Genomic DNA, 15,272 nt, shown 5'->3' with positions numbered 1-15,272 from the left:
CTCAGTCTCCTCAAGCGAACAGGCCGCGGGGCTTGACCAGCAGCACGGCAGCCATGATCAGGTAGATCACCATGCTGGCAATGCTGGGGATCAACACCGAGCCGAAGGTCTCGGCCATGCCGATCAGGATGGCACCCCAGAAGGCGCCCTTGATCGAGCCGATCCCGCCGATCACCACCACCACGAAACAGGTGATCAGGATGCTGTCGCCCATGCCCGGGGTAATGGAGGTCAAGGGGGCGGCGATCATGCCGGCGAAGGCGGTCAGTGCGACGCCAACGCTGAAGATCAGCGTGAACAGGGTGCGCACGTTGATGCCCAGACCCTCCACCATGTCACGGTTGACGGCCCCCGCGCGGATGATGATGCCCAGGCGCGTATGGCGGATCACCCAGTAGATGACGCCGGCCAGGGCCAGGCAGACGCCCATCACGAACAGCCGGTAGACCGAGTACTGCAGGTTGTCGGTGAGCTGCAGGCTGGCCTCGAAGGGTGCCGGGATAGCCACGCTGTGGACATCGCCACCCCAGATGATGCGCTGGGCCTCGTTGATCACCAGGATCAGGCCGAAGGTCAGCAGCACCTGGTAGAGGTGGTCGCGCTTGTAGAGCGTATCCAGGAACAACCGCTCGATGATCAGCCCCAGGGCGACGGCGATGGGGATGGCAACGGCGATGGCCAGCCAGAAGTTGCCGAGCCGCATGGTCAGGTCCCAGACCAGGTAGGCCCCGATCATGTACATGGCGCCATGGGCCAGGTTGATGATGCCCATGATGCCGAAGATCAGGGTCAGGCCACTGGCAATAAGGAACAGCAGCAGCCCGTACTGCAGCCCATTGAGGAGCTGCACGCCAAAGAATGCGAGATCCATGAGATCTTCTCCGCGATGAAAGGGGCGAGCCAGACTCGCCCCGAGAAGTCAGACGTTGACCGGATTACATCTGGCAGGCGTCATCCGGCACCTCGAGCTGTTCGGCGGCCATGCCGACGACCTCGTGCTTGCCATCGCGGATCTCGCGCAGGTAGACGTTCTGGATCGGGTGGTGGGAGTCGGAGAAGCTCATCAGGCCCCGCGGGCTCTCGAGTTCCACATTGGCCAGGGCCTCGATCAGGGCATCGCGGTCCTCGGTGTTGCCGCCGACCGCGTCGAGCGCCTGGACCAGCATGGCGCCGGTGTCATAGCCCTGCACCGAGTAGGTGTCCGGGGTCACCTCAAAGGCGTCCTCGTAGGCCGACACGAAGGCCTGGTTCTCCTCGCTGTCGAGGGTCTCGGCATAGTGCATGGTGGTCAGCACGCCCTCGCCGGCGCCGTCCATGGCCGCGATGTTGCCCTCGGTCAGGAAGCCCGAGCCCATCAGCGGAATGCTCTCCTTGAGGCCGGCGGCGGCATAGTCGCGCACGAAGCTGACCCCGCCGCCACCGGCGAAGAAGGTGTAGACGGCGTCCGGGGCGATGCTGGCGATCTGGGTGAGATAGCTCTGGAACTCGGTGCTCGGGAAGGGCACCAGGATCTCCTCGACGATCTCGCCACCCTCGGCCTCGAAGGCCTCCTTGAAGCCGGCCACGTCCTCCTTGCCGCCGGCGTAGTCCCAGGTGATGGTCACGACCTCGCGGTGCCCGCGCTCATAGGCCACCTTGCCCATCGGGAAGCTGTTCTGCCACATGCTGAACGAGGTGCGGAAGACGTTGGGCATGCACAGCTGGTTGGTGGCGGCCTCGAGGCCGGCATTGGGGATGATGGTGATAGCGCCGGTCTGCTTGGCCACCCGCAGCATGCCCATGGCCACCCCGGAGTGGACCGGGCCGATGACGAAGTCGACGCCATCGCCCTTGACCAGGCGGCTCATGTTCTGGGGCGCCTTGGAGGGGTTGGCCTCGGAATCGAGCTGCACATACTCGACCTCACGGCCGCCGAGCTGGCCACCGTTCTGCTCGATGGCAAGCTTGAGGCCGTTGGTGATGGCCTCGCCCAGCGCCGTGTAGGTGCCGGAGTAGGGCAGCATCAGGCCGACCTTGACCGGGTGGTTGTCCGCCATGGCGGCGGAGGCAGACATCAGGGTAGCGGTGCCCAGCAGGGTCGCGAGGGCGGTCTTCTTGAGCTTTTTCATGGTGACTCTCAGGGGTTGCTTGTTTTTGGACTGACTGTCGTGCGGGGACGTCCCTGTCCCGGTGCTCTCCATCGCGTTCAGACGTGATAGACGTCGATGACCTGGTGGATATAGTCGTTGTTGAGTTGCACTACCTTGCGCTTGATCAGCGGCTGTTCTCCCGACACGTCCAGGGTGTAGAAGGAGCTGCCGAAGAACTCCAGGGTCTTCTTGTAGCGATGCACCAGGGTGTGCCAGTTGAAGCGCAGCTCAAGCGTATCGCCCTCCTCCTTGAGCACCTCGATGTTGCTGACCAGGTGCGTGGTACGCGGCTCCGGCGTGCTCGCCCCAGAGCGCTCGGTCTTGATCCGGTAGACCCGGTCCTCGAGCCCCTCGCGGTTCGGGTAGTAGATCAGCGAGATCTCGCTGTGCGGGTCGCGGCTCAGCTGGTCGTCGTCGTCCCAGGCCGGCATCCAGAACTCGGCGTCCTTGCTGTAGCACTCCAGCCACTCGTCCCACTGGCGGTCGTCGAGCAGGCGCGCTTCGCGGTACAGGAAGGCCTGGATCTCTTGGTAACTAAGGCTCATAACGATGTCTCCCCTTCTTGGTGCGTGCCGGATTTAGGCACTCTCGGTCGAACGTTCGGTGGCAATGAACTGGCTGCGCTCTTTTTCGATGGCGCGCAGCATCTCGTCGACCCAGTGCTTGTGGTGCAGCACGTAGAGACCCTCGTCCTCGGGAGAGGCACCGCTGAGCAGCGGCTTCATGTCGATCGCCTGGGCGTTCTCGTCGGCGCCCTCGATCCACTGCTTGGCACCTCGCGAGAGGTCGTTCCACTCGGCCAGGGCGCCGTTGTAGCCCTCCTGACAGGCACGGAACTCTTCCAGATCGTCCGGCGTACCCATGCCGGAGACGTTGAAGAAGTCCTCGTACTGGCGGATGCGCACGCGGCGGTTCTCGGCCGACTCGCCCTTGGGCGCGAAGCAGTAGATGGTCACCTCGGTCTTGTCCACGTCGATGGGACGCAGCACGCGGATCTGGGTGGAGAACTGGTCCATCAGGTAGACGTTGGGGTAGAGGCAGAGGTTGCGGGTCTGGTTGACGATGGAGTCGGCACGCGCCTCGCCGAACGCCTTCTCGATCCACTCCTTCTGCTGGTAGACCGGGCGCACCTCGGGGTTGAGCAGGCGGGTCCACAGCAGCATGTGGCCGTTCTCGTAGGAGTAGAAGCCGCCCTGGCTCTTCGACCAGCCGTCGGCATCCACCGCCTTGGTGCCGCCGGAATCGTAGTTGCGGCGGTCCATGGTGGAGGCGTAGTTCCAGTGCACGGAGCTGACGTGGTAGCCATCGGCGCCGTTCTCGGCCTGCAGCTTCCAGTTACCGGTGTAGGTGTATGACGAGGTGCCACGCAGGATCTCCAGGCCTTCCGGGGCCTGATCGACGATGTTGTCGATGATCTTGGTGGTCTCGCCCAGATGCTCCTCGAGCGGCTTGACGTCATCGCTCAGGCTGCCGAACAGGAACCCCTTGTAGTTCTCGAAGCGCGGCAGGCGCTTGAGGTCGTGGGAGCCCTCCTGCTTGAAGCCGTCCGGGTAGGCGCCATTCTTCTCGTTCTTGGCCTTGAGCAGCTTGCCGTCGTTCTTGAAGGTCCAGCCGTGGAAGGGGCAGGTGAAGGTGCCCTTGTTGCCGCGCTTGCGACGACACAGGGTGGCGCCGCGGTGGGCGCAGGCGTTGATCAGGCCGTGCAGCTCACCCTGCTTGTCGCGGGTGATGACCACCGGCTGGCGGCCCATGGTCACGGTCATGTAGTCGCCGGGCTCACTGATCTGGCTCTCGTGGGCCAGGAACAGCCAGTTGCCTTCGAAGATGTGCTTCATCTCCATCTCGAAGAAGTCGCGGTCGGTGAACATGCTGCGGTGACAGCGGAAGATACCCTGGTCGGCATCGTCCTGGACGGCACCGCGGACGCGCTCTTCGAGTTGGTCAAGCTTGCTGGTCATGATCCGATACCTCTTGTTGTCTTGTCGTGGTTGCCTTCAGCGGGGCCCACCGCCTTGGCGGCGGGCCTGCTCCGTGAAGAACGTCGGAAGTGGGCAAGGAAATGGAGGACGTTCAGACCTTGGCGGTACCGGCCAGCTGGCTGGCCTGGTCCTGCTCGTCTTCCTTGGCGCGCGGACGGGCATGGCGATGTTGCAGCTCGGGCCTGTCGGTCTTGGACAGCTCGACGTCGAACACCACCTCGGAGAAGGCACCGTCCATCTCGCGCTTGGCGATCTCGCCATGATCCTCGATGCGGTTGGCCGGCACCACCAGCTCCTCGCGGGTGGCGAAGGCGAAGTCGTCGAAGGTGTAGGGGTCGCCCGCCAGGTTGATCTGGGTGGTCAGGTGCTGGTGGCCCGGGGCGGAGACGAAGTAGTGGATGTGCGCCGGACGCTCGCCGTGGCGACCCAGGGACTTGAGCACCACGTCGGTGGGGGCACCTTCCGGGACGCCGTAGCCGGAGGGGATGATGCTGCGCGCGGTGTAGCGGCCCTCGCCGTCGGTGTAGATGGTGCGACGCAGGTTGTACTCGCTCTGGGTCTGGTCGAAGAAGGAGTAACCGCCCTTGGAGTTGGCGTGCCATATCTCGACCTTGGCGCCGGCGATGGGGGTGCCGTCGACGTCACGCACCTGGCCGGTCAGCCACATGGCCTCGCCGTCCTGGTCCTGGCCGTCGTCCATGCGCGCGAAGCCCTCGGCTTCCGGGGCGCCGGCCACGTAGAGCGGGCCCTCGATGGTGCGCGGCGTGCCGCCGGTGCGCTGGGCCTCGGCGTCGGCCGCGTCCTGGCGCATGTCGAGGAAGTGGTCGAAACCCAGGCCCGGCGAGAGCAGGCCGAACTGGGTCTGGCTGCCCAGGGCGTTGAGCAGGTTGACGGCGGACCAGTACTCCTCCTCGCTGACGTCGAAGTCGTCGATCAGCTTGAACAGGTCGGAGAGCAGGCGATGCACGATCTGCTTGGAGCGCTCGTTGCCGCCCTCCTGATCGAAGCCGGCGACGGTCTTCAGGAAGTCCTGCACTTCGGGAGTATCGAAAATCTTCACGGTCATGGTGTCACACTCTCTGGTTATCGTTATGGCCTGCGCAGGCGTCAGGGGGAGTGCACGGGCCAAGGGTCGGTTCCTTTTTGTGCCCCTGATTCTGGTCAGCCCCCTTCCTCCTCTCCAATATCGTTTGGGTTGCCATCCATACTCTCCGGGTATTGGAAGGCGGCGACCGGAATGCGCATAAGGCGGACCGGAATGGCCGAGAAATGGACAATTAATCAAGGAGATATAGAACAACATGCCGCAAGGCCTGGTCCCAGGCGTCGACCAGGCTGCCCACTCGTAGCGGGCCATGAGGGCTTGGATGGACACTACCGGGGGCAAGGCCCCATGGATAGCAACGCCTTGCACCCTCCATGAACGATAGGTCAACTCTGGCGATGCCGCGACATCAGACAAAAGAATGAGCCATGTCCGGCAGGCGTCTTCCCTCTGGACGAAAAAGGGCCCGCGCTGACAGACAGCCACGGGCCAAGGAGGATTGCATCATGAAACGGAACCGGCCGCCGGTGCCGGCCGAGGGCCGTCAACCAGGGTTCTTCGCCGGGAAGCGCTTGCGCAGGGCGGCACGCTCCTGGGAGAAGTCGAAATCCCGGAACTCCACCAGCATCGAGAGGCCAACCCCCAGTACCAGCGCCCAGAAGGAGGCACCGATACCGAAGATCTGCAGCCCCGACACCGCGATCAGGAAGGAGAACATCGCCCCCACCTCATGCTTGCCGGAGAAGGTGATGTGCATGGCCGAGCTGATCACACGCAGCAGCGCCAGGCCGGCGATGATGGCGATGAAGTAGCTGGGCATCGCCTCGATCAGGCTGAACACGAAGCCATAGAAGGGCGCCGTCACCACGAAGATGATGCCGACGATCACCGCCGCCACCCAGCGCTTGTCGTGGGTGCCCGCCTCGGGCGAGGAGCAGATCCCGGTCATCGGCGCGGCGATGCAGGTGCTGTGCAGGTTGAAGAAGGCCGACACCATGGTGCCGATGCCGCCGACGGCGGTGATGGCGTTGGCCGGCGCTTCCTTGTAGCCCATGCCCTTGACCAGCCCCACCCCGGCGGGGGTCTCCATGCCGACCAGGATCAGCGCCAGCGGCAGACCGTAGGCCAGGAAGGCCTGCAGGGAGAACGCCGGCATGATGAACTCGGGCATCTTGAACGAGAACTCCACGCTGGAGAAGTCGGCGCCGGAGAGTGCCATATAGACGACACCCACCAACAGGGTGACCACCAGCGGCGGAATGCGCCTCAGGTAGCGCGCGGAGAAGAAGAAGGACAGGATCATGATCGTTGCCGGCAGCAGCGCATTCTGCAGCGGCATCACCATATTGGTGCCGAACTTCAGCAACACGCCCGCCACCATGCCCATGACGATGGGCATCGGAATCAGCCGCATGACCAGGCTCATCCAGCCGGCCAGTCCCACCACCAGCGAGATGGCGCCCGCGATCAGCGTGGCTCCGAGGGCCTCGTTGAGGCCCACGATGGGAATGATGGCAGCGAACAGCAGCGCACCGGGAATGGAGTTGGCCACCGGCAGGGGAAGACGGTAGAAGGCCGGCAGGAAGATACCGAACAGGCCATTGATGAACAGGTAACTGATCACCCACAGCAGGGTGAATTCCTGGGGAAGTCCGGCCGCGGTACCCGCACTGATATGGATGATGCCGGCGCTGAGGCCGAAGATACCGGCCACCAGACCCGCGCTCAGGTTATCGACATTGAGGTCGCGCAGGAAGTCACGTGGCGCCGTCGCGAGGCCGACGCCCTTCTCGAGGTGTTTCATGGGATGCTCCAGGGGGTTGTTGTGATTGCTGTCAGGGGTCTGGGGCAATGAAAGCCAGGGGATGAAGCGGCCCCTCAGGGCCGCTTTCACACACGGAGGTCGTTAGCCCTGGTCACCACCCGCCACCGGCAGCACGCTGCCGGTGATGTAGCTGGCGTCACTGGAGGCCATGAACAGGATCGGTGCGGCCATCTCGTCCAGGGTCCCGTAGCGGCCCATCAGGCAGCTCTGCTTGGTCTGGTCGATATGTGCCTGGAACCAGGCCTGTTCGGTCTCGTTGCGCGGCTCCGGCGTGCCCCGGGAGATCTTCCGCGGCGGCGCCTCGGTGCCGCCCGGCGCGGTGGCTACCACCCGGATGCCATGCTCGGCATATTCGAAGGCCAGCGAGGCGGTCATGGCGTTGACCCCACCCTTGGCCGCCGAATAGGGAATGCGGTGAATGCCGCGCGTGGCCGCCGAGGAGACATTGACGATGACGCCACCCCCCTGCTCCACCATGGTCGGCAGCACCGCACGACAGCACCACAGCGTCGGCATCAGCGAGCGGGTGATCTCGGCCGAGATCTCGGTAGCGCTGAACTCGGTGAACGGCTTGAAGTTGATCGCCCCGCCCACGTTGTTGATCAGGATGTCGATCCGTCCGAAATGCTCGAGCGAGCGGTCCATCACCTGCTCGGCGCCTTCCCAGGTCTCCAGGTCGGCCTGCACGGCGATGGCATCGACGCCCTGCTCGACCAGGCCGGCCACCACTTCCTGCACGAGGTCGGCGCGATCGACCAGGGCCAGGCGGGCGCCTTCGGCGGCAGCCCGCTCGGCAACCCGCCGCCCGATCCCCTGGGCGGCACCGGTGATCACCATGACCTTATCGGTGAAGCGACTCATGCCTTGCTCCCCGCCTCGTTGGGCGTGAACTTCTCGTAGTGGAAACTCTGCGGCACGATGCCCTGGGCGTCGAAGTGCTTGAGCACCGCATCGACCATGGGCGGCGGACCACACAGGTAGACGTCGACGTCGCCATCGTGCATCACCTCGGCATCCATGTGATGGGTCACATAGCCCTTGCGCGGATGCTCGCTGGCCTCGTCCACCACCACGGTCGAGTAGGTGAAGCCGGGCAGCTTCTCGGCGAAGGCCTCCAGGGCATCCACCTTGACCAGGTGATCATCCTTGTTGACGCCGTAGATCAGGTGAATCGGCGAATCGCAGCCCTTATCCACCAGTTGGGAGAGCATGGAGAGGAAGGGCGCCAGGCCGGTGCCACCGGCCAGCATCAGTACCGGGCGGGCGACGTCACGCAGGTAGAAGCTGCCCATCGGGCCGGTCAGCGCCAGGCGGTCCCCTGCCGCGGCACGCTCGCCGAGATAGCCGCTCATCACCCCGTTGGGGATATTGCGGATCAGGAAGGTGGCCCGCTGCTCGCCCGGCAGGGAGCTGAAGGAGTAGGAGCGATGCGCCTCGGTGCCCGGCACGTCAATATGCACGTACTGGCCGGGCAGGAAGGTGAGCTCGGCGCCTTCATCCAGGTCCACCACCAGCTCGATGCTGTCCTCGGAGAGTTGCTCGACCGCGGCTACCGTACCCTCGACCTTGCCCACCGCGGTCTTGCACAGGGTGGAGGCGACGGGCACCTGGATGACGCAATCGGAGGACGGCACCATCTGGCAGGTCAGCACCTGGCCCTCGGCGGCTTCCTCGTCGGAGAGCGCCTCCTCCAGATACTCGTCTCCCATGTCGAATTCACCCTGCTCGCAGTGCCCCTTGCAGGTCCCACAGACACCGTCGGAGCAGTCCATGGGCAGGTTGACCTTCTGGCGGTAGGCGGCGTCGAGAACCGTCTCGCCGTCCTTGCAGCCGATGAAACGGGTGACGCCGTCCTCGAAGTTGAGGGCAATGGTGTAGCTCATGGTCGTTTCCTCCGTCACCGGGTCAGATGTGATAGATATCGATGACCTGGTGGATATAGTCGTTGTTGAGTTGCACTACCTTGCGCTTGATCAGCGGCTGCTCTCCCGACACGTCCAGGGTGTAGAAGGAGCTGCCGAAGAACTCCAGGGTCTTCTTGTAGCGATGCACCAGGGTGTGCCAGTTGAAGCGCAGCTCCAGGGTGTCGCCCTCCTCCTTGAGCACCTCGATGTTGCTGACCAGGTGCGTGGTACGCGGCTCCGGCGTGCTCGCCCCAGAGCGCTCGGTCTTGATCCGGTAGACCCGGTCCTCGAGCCCCTCGCGGTTCGGGTAGTAGATCAGCGAGATCTCGCTGTGCGGATCACGGCTCAGCTGGTCGTCGTCGTCCCAGGCTGGCATCCAGAACTCGGCGTCCTTGCTGTAGCACTCCAGCCACTCGTCCCACTGGCGGTCGTCGAGCAGGCGTGCCTCGCGGTACAGGAAGGCCTGGAGTTCCTGGTAGTTAATGCTCATGGTCTCTCTCCCCTTATTCAGACGCGGTGGCGATGAACTGGCTGCGCTCTTTCTCGATGGCGTGCAGCATCTCGTCGACCCAGTGCTTGTGGTGCAGCACGTAGAGACCCTCGTCCTCGGGAGAGGCACCGCTAAGCAGCGGCTTCATGCCGATCGCCTGGGCGTTGTCGTCGGCGCCCTCGATCCACTGCTTGGCACCGCGCGAGAGGTCGTTCCACTCGGCCAGGGCGCCATTGTAGCCCTCCTGACAGGCACGGAACTCCTCCAGATCGTCCGGCGTACCCATGCCGGAGACGTTGAAGAAGTCCTCGTACTGGCGGATGCGCACGCGGCGGTTCTCGGCCGACTCACCCTTGGGCGCGAAGCAGTAGATGGTCACCTCGGTCTCATCGACGCTGATCGGTCGAATCACACGAATCTGCGTGGAGAACTGGTCCATCAGGTAGACGTTGGGGTAGAGGCAGAGGTTGCGGGTCTGGTTGACGATGGAGTCGGCGCGGGCTTCGCCGAACTCCTTCTCGATCCACTCCTTCTGCTGGTAGACCGGACGCACCTCGGGGTTGAGCAGGCGGGTCCACAGCAGCATGTGGCCGTTCTCGTAGGAGTAGAAGCCGCCCTGGCTCTTCGACCAGCCGTCGGCGTCCACCGCCTTGGTGCCGCCGGCGTCGTAGTTCCGGCGGTCCATGGTGGAGGCGTAGTTCCAGTGCACGGAGCTGACGTGGTAGCCATCGGCGCCGTTCTCGGCCTGCAGCTTCCAGTTACCGTTGTAGGTGTACGACGAGGTGCCGCGCAGGATCTCCAGGCCTTCCGGGGCCTGATCGACGATGTTGTCGATGATCTTGGTGGTCTCGCCCAGGTATTCCTCGAGCGGCTTGACGTCATCGCTCAGGCTGCCGAACAGGAAGCCCTTGTAGTTCTCGAAGCGCGGCAGACGCTTGAGGTCGTGAGAGCCCTCCTGCTTGAAGCCGTCCGGGTAGGCGCCATTCTTCTCGTTCTTGGCCTTGAGCAGCTTGCCGTCGTTCTTGAAGGTCCAGCCGTGGAAGGGGCAGGTGAAGGTGCCCTTGTTGCCGCGCTTGCGGCGACACAGGGTGGCGCCGCGGTGGGCGCAGGCGTTGATCAGGCCGTGCAGCTCACCCTGCTTGTCGCGGGTGATGACCACCGGCTGGCGGCCCATGGTCACGGTCATGTAGTCGCCGGGCTCACTGATCTGGCTCTCGTGGGCCAGGAACAGCCAATTGCCTTCGAAGATGTGCTTCATCTCCATCTCGAAGAAGGCCGGGTCGGTGAACATGCTGCGGTGACAGCGGAAGACGCCCTGATCGGCATCGTCCTGGACGGCGCCGCGGACGCGCTCTTCGAGTTGGTCAAGCTTGCTGGTCATGATCCAGATCCTCGGTATCTTGTCGTATTGGTCCGGCGGGCCCTGGGGGCCCACCGGAGTCAAGGGAGTGTGTGCCGATTAGACCTTGGCGGTACCGGCCAGCTGGCTGGCCTGGTCCTGCTCGTCTTCCTTGGCGCGCGGACGGGCATGGCGATGTTGCAGCTCGGGCCTGTCGGTCTTGGACAGCTCGACGTCGAACACCACCTCGGAGAAGGCACCGTCCATCTCGCGCTTGGCGATCTCGCCCTGATCCTCGATGCGGTTGGCCGGCACCACCAGTTCCTCGCGGGTGGCGAAGGCGAAGTCGTCGAAGGTGTAGGGGTCGCCCGCCAGGTTGATCTGGGTGGTCAGGTGCTGGTGGCCCGGGGCGGAGACGAAGTAGTGGATATGCGCCGGACGCTCGCCGTGGCGACCCAGGGACTTGAGCACCACGTCGGTGGGGGCACCTTCCGGGACGCCGTAGCCGGAGGGGATGATGCTGCGCGCGGTGTAGCGACCCTCGCCGTCGGTGTAGATGGTGCGACGCAGGTTGTACTCGCTCTGGGTCTGGTCGAAGAAGGAGTAACCGCCCTTGGAGTTGGCGTGCCAGATCTCGACCTTGGCGCCGGCGATGGGGGTGCCGTCGACGTCACGCACCTGGCCGGTCAGCCACATGGCCTCGCCGTCCTGGTCCTGGCCGTCGTCCATGCGCGCGAAGCCCTCGGCTTCCGGGGCGCCGGCCACGTAGAGCGGGCCCTCGATGGTGCGCGGCGTGCCGCCGGTGCGCTGGGCCTCGGCATCGGCCGCGTCCTGGCGCATGTCGAGGAAGTGGTCGAAGCCCAGGCCCGGCGAGAGCAGGCCGAACTGGGTCTGGCTGCCCAGGGCGTTGAGCAGGTTGACGGCGGACCAGTACTCCTCCTCGCTGACGTCGAAGTCGTCGATCAGCTTGAACAGGTCGGAGAGCAGGCGATGCACGATCTGCTTGGAGCGCTCGTTGCCGCCCTCCTGGTCGAAGCCGGCGACGGTCTTCAGGAAGTCCTGCACTTCGGGAGTATCGAAAATCTTCACGGTCATGGTCGGTTATCCTCGTTCGTTATCTGGTGCTGACCCGCTGGCGGGAACTGGCGTGTTTCAACCGCGACTCAGGAGTCGTCCTCGCGGATGGAAGACGGGTGACGGCACAGCGGCTTGACGCTGATTTCCATGTAGGGAAAGAGCGGCAGATTGCTGACCAGCTCCTGCAGTTCCGCGTTGTCCTCGACGTCGAAGATACTGACGTTCGAGTAGCTGCCGGCCACGCGCCACAGGTGACGCCACTTGCCGGAGCGCTGCAGCTCCTGTGAGTAGGCCTTCTCGGTTGCCTTGATCTCGGCGGCCTGCTCGGCCGGCATGGACGTCGGCAGCTTGACGGTCATTTCCACCTGAAACAGCATCTCGTTCTCCTCAAATCAGCGCTGGCACACCTCGGTGCTGGCGCGTCTCGGTGATGGCGCGACTCAGTGCTTGCGAGCGTAGTGCGCCAGCTTGTCTTCATCCAGAGTGATACCCAATCCCGGGCCCTTGGGAAGTGCCACCCCGAACTCACTGTAGTTCAGTGGCTCGACGACGATGTCGTCCTTGAGCAGCAGCGGGCCGAACATCTCGGTGCCCCAGGCCATCTCGGGCAGGGCCGCCCAGGCGTGCAGGGAGGCGGCGGTGCCGATGGTGCCCTCGAGCAGGGTGCCGCCGTAGAGGCCGATGCCCGCGGCCTGGGCCACATGGGCCAGCTCCAGCACGCCCTGCAGGCCGCCTGACTTGGCGATCTTGAGGGCGAAGGCGCCGCTGAAACCGCCGCGGACCAGGTCGAGGCCGTCGCGGGCGTCCTGCACCGCCTCGTCGGCCAGCATCGGCACGTTGAAGCGGTCGGCCAGGCGGATCAGACCGGCGTGCTCACGGGCCGGGATGGCCTGCTCGATCAGCTCGATGCCGGCATCCTGCAGGGCCTGGATGCCATACACGGCGGTGGATTCGTCCCAGGCCTGGTTGACGTCGACGCGCACGCTGGCGCGATCTCCCAGGGCCTCCTTGATGGCGGCCACGTGACGCACGTCCTGGTCCACCGGGTTGGCACCGATCTTCAGCTTGAAGTCGCAGTGGCGACGCTGTTCGAGGCGCAGCTGTGCCTCCTCGATATCCTTGGCGGTATCGCCGCTGGCCAGGGTCCAGAGCACCGGCAGGTGGGTCTGGCGAGCGCCGCCCAGCAGCTCGGCCACGCTGAGGCCCAGGCGCTTGCCCTGGGCGTCGAGCAGCGCGGTTTCCAGCGCCGACTTGGCGATCATGTTGCCACGTGCATGACGATTGAGCAGGGCGCGCAGGGCGTTGACATTACCGGAGGGCCGGCCGATCAGCAGCGGCGCCAGGTAGGTATCGATGTTGGTCTTGATGCTCTCGGGGCTCTCCGGGCCGTAGGCCAGGCCGCCGATGGTAGTGCCCTCGCCGAGGCCCTCGATGCCATCGCTGTGACGCATGCGCACGATGACCATGGTCTGGCAGGCCATGGTGGTCATGGAGAGCTTGTGGGGGCGGATGGTCGGCAGGTCGACCAGCAGCGTCTCGATGCTTTCGATCACGGATGACATGGGAGGCTCCGAAGTCAGGGGATCTGGTGATTGCGTGGCAGTTTGATTGCAGGTGGAAGACCGAACCAATATTGTTTGGGTGTCCAGCCATACCCAGGAGGTATCATGGAATTGCGCCATCTCAGGTACTTCTGTGTGGTCGCGGAAGAGCTGAACCTGACCTGTGCCGCCGAGCGCCTGCACATGTCACAACCGCCTTTATCCAGACAAATCAAGCAATTGGAGAACGAAGTGGGCGCCGAGCTGTTCGAGCGGGGCTCCCGCGGCCTGCGCCTGACCCCCACCGGCCAGTTCTTCCGGCAGCACGCCATCCAGATACTCGAGAAGGTGGACGCCACCCTGGAGTCCACGCGACGCATGGCCCGAAGCAAGCGCATCATGTTCGGCATCGGCTTCGTGCCCTCGGTGTTCTATGGGCAGTTGCCGCTGCTGGTCCGCGACTTACGACAAAAGGATAACGTCGAGCTGGGCCTGGCGGAGTTGACCACGGTGCAGCAGATCCAGGCCCTGAAGGCGGGCCGTATCGACATGGGCTTCGGTCGTCTCAGGATAGACGACCCCGACGTGGAGCAGGAGGTATTGTTCGACGAACCGGTGCTGGCCGCCCTGCCGGCGGGCCACCCGCTGGAGGGCACCACCCCGACCCTGGAGGAACTGGCCCGCTATCCGCTGATCCTGTTCCCCGCCAAGCCGCGCCCCAGCATGGCCGACATGGTGCTCGGGCTCTTCCGCCGGCAGGGGCTCAAGGTGGACGTGGTGCAGGAAGCCAACGAACTGCAGACGGCACTCGGCCTGGTGGCCTCGGACATCGGCATCAGCCTGGTGCCCGAGCAGGTCAAGCGCGTGCAGCGCGACGGCATCAGCTACGTCTACCTCGCCGACCGGAGCATCACCACCCCGGTCATCTGCAGCCGCCGGCGCGGCGAGCCCCCCTCATCGGTGATGCGGGAGGCCAACGCCATCCTCGAGGTGCTGGTGGAGAACCGCCGCCGCGGTCGCTATCCCTGAGCCCCCTCACGACGCTCATGACGTGAACTGTGCCACCAGCCAGTCGATGAACACCCGCAGCCGCGGCGTCAGGTGACGATGGTGGGGATAGAGGATGGTCATGGGCAGGGGCGGCAGGCGGTAGTCGGGCAGCAGTTCGACCAGTGTGCCCGCCTTGAGCTGGCGCGAGACGTGGTAGCGCGGCACCTGGATGAGGCCGAACCCCGCCTCGCAGGCCGCCACATAGGCCTCGCCATGGTTGACCGCCAGGTCGGCGGGCAGGTCCAGGGGCTGCTCGCGACCCTCGACGATAAAGGCCAAGGGATCCAGCCGCCCGGTGGTTGGCGACAGGTACGCCACACAACGATGGCCCGACAACTGGTCCAGCGAACGGGGCAGGCCGTGGCGCTTCACATACTCGGCGCTGGCGCAGGTCACCTGCTGCAGTGGTGGCAACGGGCGGGCTACCAGGGTGGAGTCCTTGAGTTCACCGATGCGCACCACGCAATCCACCCCCTCGCCCACCAAGTCGACGCGGCGGTCACCGCTGCCGAACTCCAGCACGATATCCGGGAAGCGGGCGTGAAAATCGGGCAATGCCGGCATCACCACCAGGCGGCCCAACGAGACCGGCAGGTCGACCTTCAGCCGCCCCTTCGGCTGGTGGGCGGCCTGGGAGAGCACGCTCTCGGCCTCGTCGATCTGGGCCAGGATCTCGCCGCAGTGCCGGTAATAGGAGTCACCGTCCAGCGTCGGACTCACCTGCCGCGTGGTGCGCTGCAGCAGGCGCACACCCAGATGGGCCTCGAGCTGCTTGATCACCGTGCTGGCCGAGGCGCGGGAGATGTCGAGCTGCTCCGCCGCCCGGGTGAAGCTGCCCAGCTCCACGACCCGGGTAAACAGCTGCATTGCCTGTAGTCGATCCATGGTCGGAG

The 15,272-nt window shown here is 64.8% G+C and carries 15 protein-coding genes; 1 reads left to right on the top strand and 14 read right to left on the bottom strand.

Annotation, left to right across the window (positions count from 1 at the left end):
* Positions 1-10: 10 nt before the first annotated feature.
* From RAN53_RS00350 to RAN53_RS00290, 13 genes are all read right to left on the bottom strand, one after another.
* Entirely contained in the window at positions 11-871 is an 861-nt protein-coding gene (locus RAN53_RS00350; protein WP_305794829.1) for a branched-chain amino acid ABC transporter permease, read from the bottom strand.
* 64 nt (positions 872-935) lie between these two features.
* Entirely contained in the window at positions 936-2,108 is a 1,173-nt protein-coding gene (locus RAN53_RS00345) for an ABC transporter substrate-binding protein (protein WP_305794828.1), read from the bottom strand.
* Between the two features lie 77 nt (positions 2,109-2,185).
* A complete protein-coding gene (gene benB, locus RAN53_RS00340) occupies positions 2,186-2,674 on the bottom strand; it encodes a benzoate 1,2-dioxygenase small subunit (RefSeq protein ID WP_305794827.1) in 489 nt (162 codons plus the stop codon).
* A 33-nt stretch (positions 2,675-2,707) separates the two neighbouring features.
* Positions 2,708-4,087: a Rieske 2Fe-2S domain-containing protein gene (locus tag RAN53_RS00335; protein ID WP_305794826.1), complete on the bottom strand. Its 1,380-nt coding sequence runs from the start codon at positions 4,085-4,087 to the stop codon at positions 2,708-2,710.
* Positions 4,088-4,199: 112 nt separating this feature from the next.
* Positions 4,200-5,174 (bottom strand): catechol 1,2-dioxygenase, encoded by a 975-nt coding sequence (catA, locus tag RAN53_RS00330; RefSeq protein WP_305794825.1) that lies wholly within the window; start codon positions 5,172-5,174, stop codon positions 4,200-4,202.
* Between the two features lie 523 nt (positions 5,175-5,697).
* The gene (locus RAN53_RS00325) at positions 5,698-6,957 is read right to left on the bottom strand and encodes a benzoate/H(+) symporter BenE family transporter (RefSeq protein ID WP_305794824.1); all 1,260 of its coding nucleotides are present in this window, start codon (positions 6,955-6,957) and stop codon (positions 5,698-5,700) included.
* A gap of 102 nt (positions 6,958-7,059) precedes the next feature.
* Positions 7,060-7,839 carry a benzoate diol dehydrogenase BenD gene (gene benD, locus RAN53_RS00320; protein WP_305794823.1) on the bottom strand — a complete coding sequence of 260 codons (780 nt, stop codon included), beginning with the start codon at positions 7,837-7,839 and terminating at the stop codon, positions 7,060-7,062.
* Positions 7,836-8,861, bottom strand: a complete 1,026-nt coding sequence (gene benC / locus RAN53_RS00315; RefSeq protein ID WP_305794822.1) for a benzoate 1,2-dioxygenase electron transfer component BenC — start codon at positions 8,859-8,861, stop codon at positions 7,836-7,838. The genes benD and benC overlap by 4 nt, the downstream gene beginning before the upstream one ends.
* Positions 8,862-8,883: 22 nt before the next feature.
* The gene (gene benB, locus RAN53_RS00310) at positions 8,884-9,372 is read right to left on the bottom strand and encodes a benzoate 1,2-dioxygenase small subunit (protein WP_305794821.1); all 489 of its coding nucleotides are present in this window, start codon (positions 9,370-9,372) and stop codon (positions 8,884-8,886) included.
* A gap of 13 nt (positions 9,373-9,385) precedes the next feature.
* Positions 9,386-10,753: a Rieske 2Fe-2S domain-containing protein gene (locus RAN53_RS00305; RefSeq protein WP_305794820.1), complete on the bottom strand. Its 1,368-nt coding sequence runs from the start codon at positions 10,751-10,753 to the stop codon at positions 9,386-9,388.
* 78 nt (positions 10,754-10,831) lie between these two features.
* Positions 10,832-11,806 carry a catechol 1,2-dioxygenase gene (gene catA / locus RAN53_RS00300; protein ID WP_305794819.1) on the bottom strand — a complete coding sequence of 325 codons (975 nt, stop codon included), beginning with the start codon at positions 11,804-11,806 and terminating at the stop codon, positions 10,832-10,834.
* A 68-nt stretch (positions 11,807-11,874) separates the two neighbouring features.
* Complete coding sequence (catC, locus tag RAN53_RS00295) at positions 11,875-12,165, bottom strand: muconolactone Delta-isomerase (RefSeq protein WP_305794818.1); 291 nt, start codon at positions 12,163-12,165, stop codon at positions 11,875-11,877.
* Positions 12,166-12,228: 63 nt separating this feature from the next.
* On the bottom strand, positions 12,229-13,350 hold the full coding sequence (locus RAN53_RS00290) for a muconate/chloromuconate family cycloisomerase (RefSeq protein ID WP_305794817.1): 1,122 nt from the start codon (positions 13,348-13,350) through the stop codon (positions 12,229-12,231).
* A gap of 105 nt (positions 13,351-13,455) precedes the next feature.
* Here RAN53_RS00290 and RAN53_RS00285 point away from each other — a divergent pair, with 105 nt between their 5' ends.
* The gene (locus RAN53_RS00285) at positions 13,456-14,358 is read left to right on the top strand and encodes a LysR family transcriptional regulator (RefSeq protein WP_305794816.1); all 903 of its coding nucleotides are present in this window, start codon (positions 13,456-13,458) and stop codon (positions 14,356-14,358) included.
* 15 nt (positions 14,359-14,373) lie between these two features.
* On the opposite strand, the gene RAN53_RS00280 is transcribed toward RAN53_RS00285, so the two are convergent.
* Complete coding sequence (locus tag RAN53_RS00280) at positions 14,374-15,264, bottom strand: LysR family transcriptional regulator (RefSeq protein ID WP_305794815.1); 891 nt, start codon at positions 15,262-15,264, stop codon at positions 14,374-14,376.
* Between the last annotated feature and the right edge of the window lie 8 nt (positions 15,265-15,272).

It is taken from the genome of Halomonas sp. SSL-5 (genome assembly GCF_030708455.1).
Lineage (GTDB): Bacteria > Pseudomonadota > Gammaproteobacteria > Pseudomonadales > Halomonadaceae > Halomonas.
The sequence above is the reverse complement of the archived record's forward strand: the minus strand, read 5'-3'. Positions and strand labels throughout refer to the sequence as shown.

Excerpts from the sequence above, each read along its gene's own strand:
- RAN53_RS00290 (WP_305794817.1), bottom strand. The coding sequence starts at position 13,350 with ATGTCATCCGTGATCGAAAGCATCGAGACGCTGCTGGTCGACCTGCCG.
- catA (WP_305794819.1), bottom strand. The coding sequence starts at position 11,806 with ATGACCGTGAAGATTTTCGATACTCCCGAAGTGCAGGACTTCCTGAAG.
- RAN53_RS00335 (WP_305794826.1), bottom strand. The coding sequence starts at position 4,087 with ATGACCAGCAAGCTTGACCAACTCGAAGAGCGCGTCCGCGGTGCCGTC.
- benB (WP_305794827.1), bottom strand. The coding sequence starts at position 2,674 with ATGAGCCTTAGTTACCAAGAGATCCAGGCCTTCCTGTACCGCGAAGCG.
- catA (WP_305794825.1), bottom strand. The coding sequence starts at position 5,174 with ATGACCGTGAAGATTTTCGATACTCCCGAAGTGCAGGACTTCCTGAAG.
- benD (WP_305794823.1), bottom strand. The coding sequence starts at position 7,839 with ATGAGTCGCTTCACCGATAAGGTCATGGTGATCACCGGTGCCGCCCAG.
- RAN53_RS00280 (WP_305794815.1), bottom strand. The coding sequence starts at position 15,264 with ATGGATCGACTACAGGCAATGCAGCTGTTTACCCGGGTCGTGGAGCTG.
- RAN53_RS00285 (WP_305794816.1), top strand. The coding sequence starts at position 13,456 with ATGGAATTGCGCCATCTCAGGTACTTCTGTGTGGTCGCGGAAGAGCTG.
- RAN53_RS00325 (WP_305794824.1), bottom strand. The coding sequence starts at position 6,957 with ATGAAACACCTCGAGAAGGGCGTCGGCCTCGCGACGGCGCCACGTGAC.
- RAN53_RS00350 (WP_305794829.1), bottom strand. The coding sequence starts at position 871 with ATGGATCTCGCATTCTTTGGCGTGCAGCTCCTCAATGGGCTGCAGTAC.
- catC (WP_305794818.1), bottom strand. The coding sequence starts at position 12,165 with ATGCTGTTTCAGGTGGAAATGACCGTCAAGCTGCCGACGTCCATGCCG.
- benC (WP_305794822.1), bottom strand. The coding sequence starts at position 8,861 with ATGAGCTACACCATTGCCCTCAACTTCGAGGACGGCGTCACCCGTTTC.
- RAN53_RS00345 (WP_305794828.1), bottom strand. The coding sequence starts at position 2,108 with ATGAAAAAGCTCAAGAAGACCGCCCTCGCGACCCTGCTGGGCACCGCT.
- RAN53_RS00305 (WP_305794820.1), bottom strand. The coding sequence starts at position 10,753 with ATGACCAGCAAGCTTGACCAACTCGAAGAGCGCGTCCGCGGCGCCGTC.
- benB (WP_305794821.1), bottom strand. The coding sequence starts at position 9,372 with ATGAGCATTAACTACCAGGAACTCCAGGCCTTCCTGTACCGCGAGGCA.